The sequence below is a fragment of the Zoogloea sp. genome (genome assembly GCF_041904905.1).
Classification (GTDB): Bacteria; Pseudomonadota; Gammaproteobacteria; order Burkholderiales; family Rhodocyclaceae; genus Zoogloea.
Window position 1 is genome coordinate 147,655 of record NZ_JAYRMI010000001.1, and the last position, 7,625, is coordinate 155,279.

2 protein-coding genes are annotated in these 7,625 nt (G+C 70.6%); one reads left to right on the top strand and one right to left on the bottom strand.

All coding sequences use genetic code 11. From position 1 onward, the window contains the following. Positions 1–2: 2 nt before the first annotated feature. The gene (locus ACE3N6_RS00805; RefSeq protein WP_374243252.1) at positions 3–1,934 is read left to right on the top strand and encodes a LapD/MoxY N-terminal periplasmic domain-containing protein; all 1,932 of its coding nucleotides are present in this window, start codon (positions 3–5) and stop codon (positions 1,932–1,934) included. A gap of 226 nt (positions 1,935–2,160) precedes the next feature. Here the strand turns inward: ACE3N6_RS00805 and ACE3N6_RS00810 are convergent, their stop codons facing one another. After that, positions 2,161–7,614: a VCBS domain-containing protein gene (locus ACE3N6_RS00810; protein ID WP_374243253.1), complete on the bottom strand. Its 5,454-nt coding sequence runs from the start codon at positions 7,612–7,614 to the stop codon at positions 2,161–2,163. Positions 7,615–7,625 lie beyond the last annotated feature (11 nt).

The window sequence follows — 7,625 nt, forward strand, 5'->3', positions numbered from 1 at the left end:
ACATGTCTCTGTTGAAACGGTTGTGGGTGAGTGTGGTGGTGGCGATGGGGCTGGTGCTGATCGGCGCGTTTGCGGTCAGCCTGCTCACCGCCCGCGGTTACTTCGAGCAGCAGCTGCGGGCGCAGTCGAGCGACGGCGCGGTGTCGCTGGCCTTGTCGATGTCGCAGCAGAACAAGGACGCGGCGACCATGGAGCTGCTGGTCACTGCGCTGTTCGACGGTGGCCATTACCGGTCGATCCGCTTTGTGGACGCGAGTGGCAAGGTGAGCATCGAGCGCGCCCAGCCGGATCACCCGGATGAGGTGCCGGGCTGGCTGGTCCGGGTGCTGCCGATGGACGTTCGGCCGGGGCAGGCGCAGGTGAGCGATGGCTGGCGGCAGATCGGCGTGGTGTCGGTGGAGGCGGCCCGCGGCTACGCCTACCGCTCGCTGTGGCGGGGCGTGCTCCAGCTGGGCAGCCTGATGCTGGCGATCGGGTTGTTCTGGGCGATGGCGGTGTCGGCGCTGCTGCGCTGGGTGCGGCGGCCGCTGGCCGAGATGGCGGAGCAGGCCGAGGCGATTGGCGCCGGCCAATTCCGGGTGCTGGCCGAGCCGGAGGTGGTGGAGCTGCGCAGCATGGCGGCGGCGCTCAACCACATGTCGGAGCGGGTGCGGGCGCTGTTCGCCGAGCAGGCCGCGCGGATCGAGCGGCTGCGGGATGAGGGCAGCCGCGATCCGGGCACGGGCTTGCTCAACCGGGCGTGCTTCAGCGGCGAGCTGCGCCGGGTGCTGACGGATGCCGACGTGCCGGCGACCGGCTGCATCGGCATGCTGCGGATCGCCGATCTGGCCAGCCTCAACCAGAAGCTGGGCCGGGCCCACACCGACGAGTGGCTGGCGGCGGTGGGCAAGGCGATGCAGGCGAGCCTGGAGGGGCTGGAGGATGGGGCGCTGGCCCGGGTGGGGGGCGCGGAGTTCGCCGTGTTGCTGCCGGGCGACGGGCTGGATGCGGGACGACGGATTTTCGAGGGCGTGTTGAGCGCGGTGACGGCGCTCGACCTGCAGGCCGGGGAGGCCGGCGGGTTGCGCGCCCACGCGGCGGTGATGGCCTACCGCCGGGGCGAGGTGCCCGGCACGGTGCTGGCCCGGGTGGATTCGGCGCTGATGCGTGCCGAGGCCCAGGGGGCGCTGGTGGTGGATGGAGAGGAGGCGGGCGTGCCGCTACCGGTGCGCGGCGAGGGCGAGTGGCGGACGCTGATCGAGGGGGCGCTGGCGCGGCGGGAGTTCACGCTGGTGGAGTATCCGGTGCTGGCCGGCGACGGGGCGCTGGCGCATCGGGAGTTCATGCTGCGGCTGCCCACTGCGGGCGGGCCGGTGCTCACCGCGGGGCAGTTCATGCCGGCCGCGGTGCGGGTGGGGCTGGCTTCGGCGTGCGACCTGGAGGCGCTACGCCTGGGGATCGAGCGGCTGGCCGGTACGGCCGACCCGGTGGCCATCAACGTGGCGCCGCGCTCGTTGATCGAGCCGGATTTCCTCGAGCGGCTGGATGTGCTGCTGGCCACCGCCGGCCCGGGGGCGTCGCGTGTCGCGGTGGAAGTGAGCGAGCGCGGGCTGGACGCCAACCTGGCAGGGCTGGAGGCGCTCGCCGAGGTGCTGGCCCGCCACGGGGCGCACCTGGGCATCGAGCACTTCGGGCGTCAGCTGGCGGCGCTGCCGCGGCTCTACGCGATCCGCCTGGCTTACCTGAAGCTGGACGGCAGCTTTGTGGCCGGCTTGCACGAGAACCCGGGGCACCAGCGGCTGGTGCGGGCCATCGTGGATGTGGCGCGGGGGCTGAACGTGGTGGTGTACGCCGAGCAGGTGCATTCGGCCGAAGAGTGGGCGGCGGCGGCGGCGCTCGGGGTGGGCGGGATGACCGGCCCGGAGGCGTCGCGGCGACTGGTCGCCCAGGGCTGAGTCGGGTTTGGCAGGGCGGGCAGGGCCCGCGCCTTTCAGATGTGCAGAAACGGCAACAATGAGTCGATCATTGTTGCCGTTTTTTTGATGCCCGCTTGGGCTGTAGAAGGCGGTGTGGGTGAGGAGGTGGGAGGCCTCTGCTGGTGCGCCAGCTGTCGCCAGCGCACCCATTTCAGCCCGCGATCTCTCCTCTCCTCGCTTCCTATTCCTCACGCCGCCCCGCGGCTCAGTCGGCGCTCAGTTTGCCCTTGGTGAGCAGGTCCTGAATGATCTGCGCGTCGGTGCCGAGGGCGCCGCTGTTGGTGAGATCCACGCCCTGCAGGACGATCTTCTGGTCGGTGGCGCCGGCGACGAAGGTGCCGCCGGTGTAGCCGCCGTTGGTGCTGATGTGCACCACGGTGTCGGTGCCGGCCTTCTCGAAGTGCAGGTAGTTGCCCAGGTTGCCGGTGGCGGTGCCGGTGTGGCTTTCGCCCTGGAGCAGGTCGCGCAGGTCGAGGATGTCCCCGCCGGTGCTGGCACCGCCCGCGGCCGCCTTGTCGAAGTCGGTGATGGCATCGACCGCCGGCTTGGCGGTGGTGCCGGCGTCGCCGAGGCTCCACTTGAAGGTGTCGGACCCGAGCCCGCCGGTGAGGGTGTCGTTGCCGGCGCCGCCTGCGATGAGGTCGGCCGCGCCACCGCCGCGGACGATGTCGTTGCCGCTGCCGCCGGTGAGGATGTCGCGGCCGTCGGTGCCGGTGATGTCGTCGTTGCCGGTGGAGCCGGTGAGCTGGGCGCCGGTGCGGACGAGCCAGCTGCCGTTCTGGCTGGGGTTCTCGATGATGTCCTGGAGCGCCGACAGGGTGGGGGCGCTGGTCGGGGTGAACAGCGCGAAGTCGTCGGTGCCGAGGGTTTTGTAGGCGGTGTCGGCTTCGCTGGAGAGCTTGACCTCGACGCGCAGGCGGGCGTTGCCACCCTGTTCCCAGTACAGCAGCTCGATGGGCTGCAGGCCGCTGCCCAGGGAGACGCCGGTGTAGGTGCGGGTGGTGGGCGACTGGATGTCGTCGAACATGGCCACCGTCTTGCCGGCGATGTTGAGCCGGAAGCCGTCGTCGGCGGTCACGCGGATGTCGTAGCTGCCGCCATCCAGGTTGACCAGGCCGACCAACCGCAGGCCGGAGTCGGTGGTGACGCCGATGCCGGTGGTGGTGCGCAGTTCGGCGGTGTCGGCGCCGGCGGTGCCGCCCCGCAGGAAGTTGTAGAGCGCGCCGGAGTTGATCGCCAGGTTGCTGCCGAGCTGGGTGGGGTTGTTGCCCAGGTTGCCATTGACCGCGCCGACGGTGGTGGTGCCGGTGGTGTAGCCGAAGCCGTAGTCGATCTTGTCGGCGCTGAAGGTGGCGTCGGCGCCGGTGGCGGTGGCGGCGTTGTAGGTGCCGACGATGGTCTGGCCACTGCGCCCGTTGACGATGGCGGTCATGTCGGAGACGTGATCGAAGTTGCCGTAGCGGGTGTCGTCGGCGTGGATGCGGGTGTTGGCGGGGCCGGCGGTTTCGTTGTAGCCGTAGAACTCGCCGGTGAGCCCGAGATTGCCGCTGGCGATCGCGCTGGTGGTGGCGGTGGCGGTAAGCACGTTTTCGGTGACGCGGCTGACGTTGAAATCGACGGTCGAAGAGGCGGTGTCGCCGTCGTTATCCACCAGGGTGAAGCCGAAGCCGTCCTGCACCGAGGTGCCGACGATGGCGCTGGGGGTGTAGGTGTAGCTGCCGGTGCTCATGTTGATGACCAGCGAGCCGCCCGTTGCGGTGGTGACGCTGAGCTGCTGGTTGGCGGTGTTGAAGCTGCCGTGGCTGGCACCGCCGCTGACGGCGATGCTGCCGGCGCCGGAGTTGTTGTAGGTGTAGGTGACGCCGTCGACGGTGATCGACTGGATGTGGCCACCGTCGGCACCGAAGACGCTGGTGCCGCCCAGCAGGCCGCCGGAGAGGATCTCGCCAGCCGCAGGGGCGGGCACGGTGGCTTGCAGCGCGGTGGAGAGCTGGTTGAAGTCGCTGATGACCTTCCCGTCGAGGTTGCTGGCCGTGGCGCCGTTGTAGGCGATCGGGTCGAGGTAGGACTGGGTTGCACCGCCGCCCATGCCCAGCGCGAAGCTGGTGATCTGGTTGGTCTGCAGGTAGGTTTTCCAGGCGGCTTCGTCGGTGGTGCCGATGTCGGTGCCCAGATTGGGTTCGCCGTCGGACAGGAAGTAGGCGATGTTCTGCCCCGAGGCCAGCTTGCCGGGGGTGGTGAAGGCGGTCTGGCCGGTGGCCAGGGCGGCGTCGTAGTTGGTGCCGCCGGTGGCGGTGATCTTGGCGAGTTCGGCCTTGGCCTGGGCCACGGTGAACCAGGTGGCGCCGATGTCCTTGGCGCTGCTGTTGAAGGTGACCAGTCGGACGCGCACCTCGCCGAAGCTGTCGTAGCTGTCGAGCAGGGTGTTGAGCGCGCCGATGGCGCTGGCGAGGCGGGTGGTGCCGCCGACGCCGTCGGTCCGGATCATGCTGGCGGAAGTGTCGAGCATGATGAGGAGGTTGGTGTCGGTGGGCGCGACGGAGATGGCCTGGGTGGCGGCGGTGGCTGCCGGGGCGTCGTCCTCCACGTTGATGGTGAGCACGCCCGAGGTGGTGGCGATGCCGTCGCTGACATTGACGCCGAAGTCGATGGCGCGCACGTCTTCGGCGGTTTTGTCGGGGTGATCCACCGGGCCGGAGAGCTTGACGGTGTAGCTGCCGTCGGCGGCGATGGTGGCGCGGATGATCTCGACGCCGCCGGCGGTGCCGATCAGCGTTGAGGTGCCGGCGCCGCTCCAGCTGATCGACTTGCCACCGGAGGTGATGTCCACCGGCGGGGGACTGAGCGTGGCGGTGAGGGTGTTGCCGTCGGCGTCGCCGAAGGCGATGGTGCCGCTGGCAGTGGTGAGGTTGGTGGTGTCGCTGGTGCCCTTGCCGTCCGGCGCGCCGGTGGCGAGCCCTTCTTCCGAGACGGTGGCGCTGCCGGTGCCGACCACCGGGGCGTCGTTGGTGCCGGTGACGGTGATGGCGATCTCGCGGGGGGTGCCGTCGAGGCTGGTGACGGTGATGCGGTCGACCACCTGCTGGCCTTGCTTGAGCCCCTGGACGTTGGCGGCGCCGTTGTTGAGCACGTAGGTCCAGTTGCCGGTGGCGTCGATGCTGAGGCTGCCGTATGTGCCGGCGGTGGTCTTGGCGACGAAGCCGGACTGGCCGGCGTCGGGGTCGGCGATCGTGAGGGTGCCGGTGGCGCTCAGGGTGAGGTCTTGGGTGACGTTGCCGAGGGCGGTGCCGCCGATGACCGGGACGTCGTCGGTGCCGGTGATGTCGATGGTGAGGGTGGTGGTGGCGCTGCCGCCCTGGCCGTCGGAGACGGTGTAGCTGAAGGTGTCGGTGGCGTGCTGGCCGGCCTGCAGGCTGTTGTCGGTGGCGGCGTAGGTGTAGCTGCCGTCGGGGCGGATCGTCAGGGTGCCGTGGGCGCCGGTTAGCGTGGTGCCGGTGGCGCCGACGGCGGTGGTCGGGGTGCCCGTGCCGGTGCCGATGCGGGTGACGGTGAGCGTGTCGCCGTCCGGATCGCTGTCGGCCCGGTCGCCGCCGATGCCGATGCCGGTGAGCACGTTGCCGCCGGCGCTAAGGTTCTCGGTGACGGCGAGGGTGTCGGCCACGGCGCTGGGCGCCGGGTTGGCGACCGTGAGCTGGAAGGTCTGGGTGACGCTGGCGCCGCTGCCGTCGGTGGTGGTGACGACGATGCCGTACGGGCCACCTTGCGAGGCGCCGGCGCCGAGGGTGCCGGTGATGAGGCCGGTGACCGGGTCGATGGCAAGGCCGGCCGGCAGGTTGCTGGCGGTGTAGCGCAGCACGTCGCCGCTGTCCGGATCCCGGAATCCGCCGGCGGTGGGGATGCTGACGCCCTGGGCGTCGGTGCCGCCCACGTTGGGCAGGTTGCCGACGGTGACCGGGGTGTCGTTGGTGCCGGTGACGGTGAGGGTGAGGGTGGCGGTGTCGGTGGCGCTGCCGTCGGAGACGGTGTAGGTGAAGACGTCGGTGGCGGTGACGCCGGCGGCCAGGGCCGCGGCCTTGTTGGCGACATACACGTAGCTGCCGTCGCCCTGCAGCGTGAGGGTGCCGTAGGTGCCGGCCAGCGCGGTGCCGATGGCGCCAGCGGTGCCCGTGGCGGCTTCGGCGCCGGTGCGGATCTGGGTGACGGTGAGGCTGGCGCTATCCACGTCGGTGTCGGTGCCGGCGGGGTTGGCGGTGCTGGCGATCAGGCCGTTGGCGGTGGCGACGGTGAGGGTGGCGTCTTCAAGCACGCTGCCCACGTCGTTGGCGGCCACCGGGGCGTCGTTCACCGCGGTGACGCCGATGCTGGCCGTGCCCTGGGCGGAGACGCCGCCGTTGTTGTCCGTGGCGGTGTAGTGGAAGCTGGTGTTGCCGTTCCAGTTGGCGTCGGGCTTGAAGTAGACCGTGCCGGTGGCGCCGCTGAGGGTGGCGCCGACGGCGATCGGCTGGGTCATGGCCGCGTCGCGGTACAGGGTGCCGTGGGCGGGCAGATCGGCGATGGTGAGCCGGGTGACAGTGCCGTCCACGTCGGTGCCGCCGAGCGCGATGGCGATGGGGGCCGCGGGGTCTTCGCTGCCACTGCCGCTGGCGGCGCTGACGGTGGGCAGCTCGTTGGTGCCCAGCACGTCGATGGTCAGCGTGCGGGTGGTGCCGTCGACCGTGGAGATCGTGAATGTCTCGACGCGGGTGTCGCCTTCTTTCAGGGCCTGGACATTGGCGGCGCCGTTGTTGAGCACGTAGCGCCAGTCGCCGGCGGCGTTGATGCTGAAGGTGCCGTAGGCGCCGGTGACGGTGGCGGGGTTGAAGGCGGCCGGGTTGTCCACGTCGGTGACGAACAGGCTATCGCTGGCGACCAGCTGGCCGGCGGTGTCTTCCTTGACGGAGCCGGCGAGCGGCCCGTTGATCTGGGCGGGGTCGTTGGCGCCGGTGACGTTGATGGTGAGGGTGGCGGTGCTGGTCAGGGCCCCGTCGCTCACGCGGTAACTGAAAACGTCCTGCACGGTGCTGCCGCTGTTGAGGGCCTGAGCGGCGGCGCCCGGGGTATAGGTGTAGCTGCCATCGGGTCGGATCAGCAAGGTACCGTAGGCGCCGGCCAGGGTGAGGCCGGTGCTGCCCACGTTGCTGAAGCTGCCGGCCGTGCCGACCTGGGCGCCGGTGACGGTGAGGGTGGTGCTATCGCTGTCGGTGTCGTTGGCGAGCACGCCCGGCGCGGTGCCGGTGAGGGGGGCGTCCTCGCTGGTGGTGGCGGTGTCGGGCTGGGCCTGGGGCGCATCGTTCACCGGGGCGACATTGACCGTGGCGGTGCCGGTGGTGATGCCACCGTGGCCATCGGAGAGGGTGTAGGTGATGGTCACCGGGCCATTGACGTTGGCGGCCGGGGTGAAGGTGAGGGTGCCGTCGGGATTGACGGTGACCGAGCCCTTGGCCGGATCGACGGTGGCGCCGGTGACGGTGAGCGGGTCGCTGTCCGGGTCGGTGTCGTTGCCGAGGACCGCGAAGGTGACCGGCTTGTCCTCGTCGGTGCTGGCGGTGTCGGGGTTGGCGACGGGGCCGTCGTTGGTGCCGAGGACGGTGAGGGTCACCGTCGTGCTGGTGCCATCCACGCTCTGGACGG

Excerpts from the sequence above, each read along its gene's own strand:
- ACE3N6_RS00805 (WP_374243252.1), top strand. The coding sequence starts at position 3 with ATGTCTCTGTTGAAACGGTTGTGGGTGAGTGTGGTGGTGGCGATGGGG.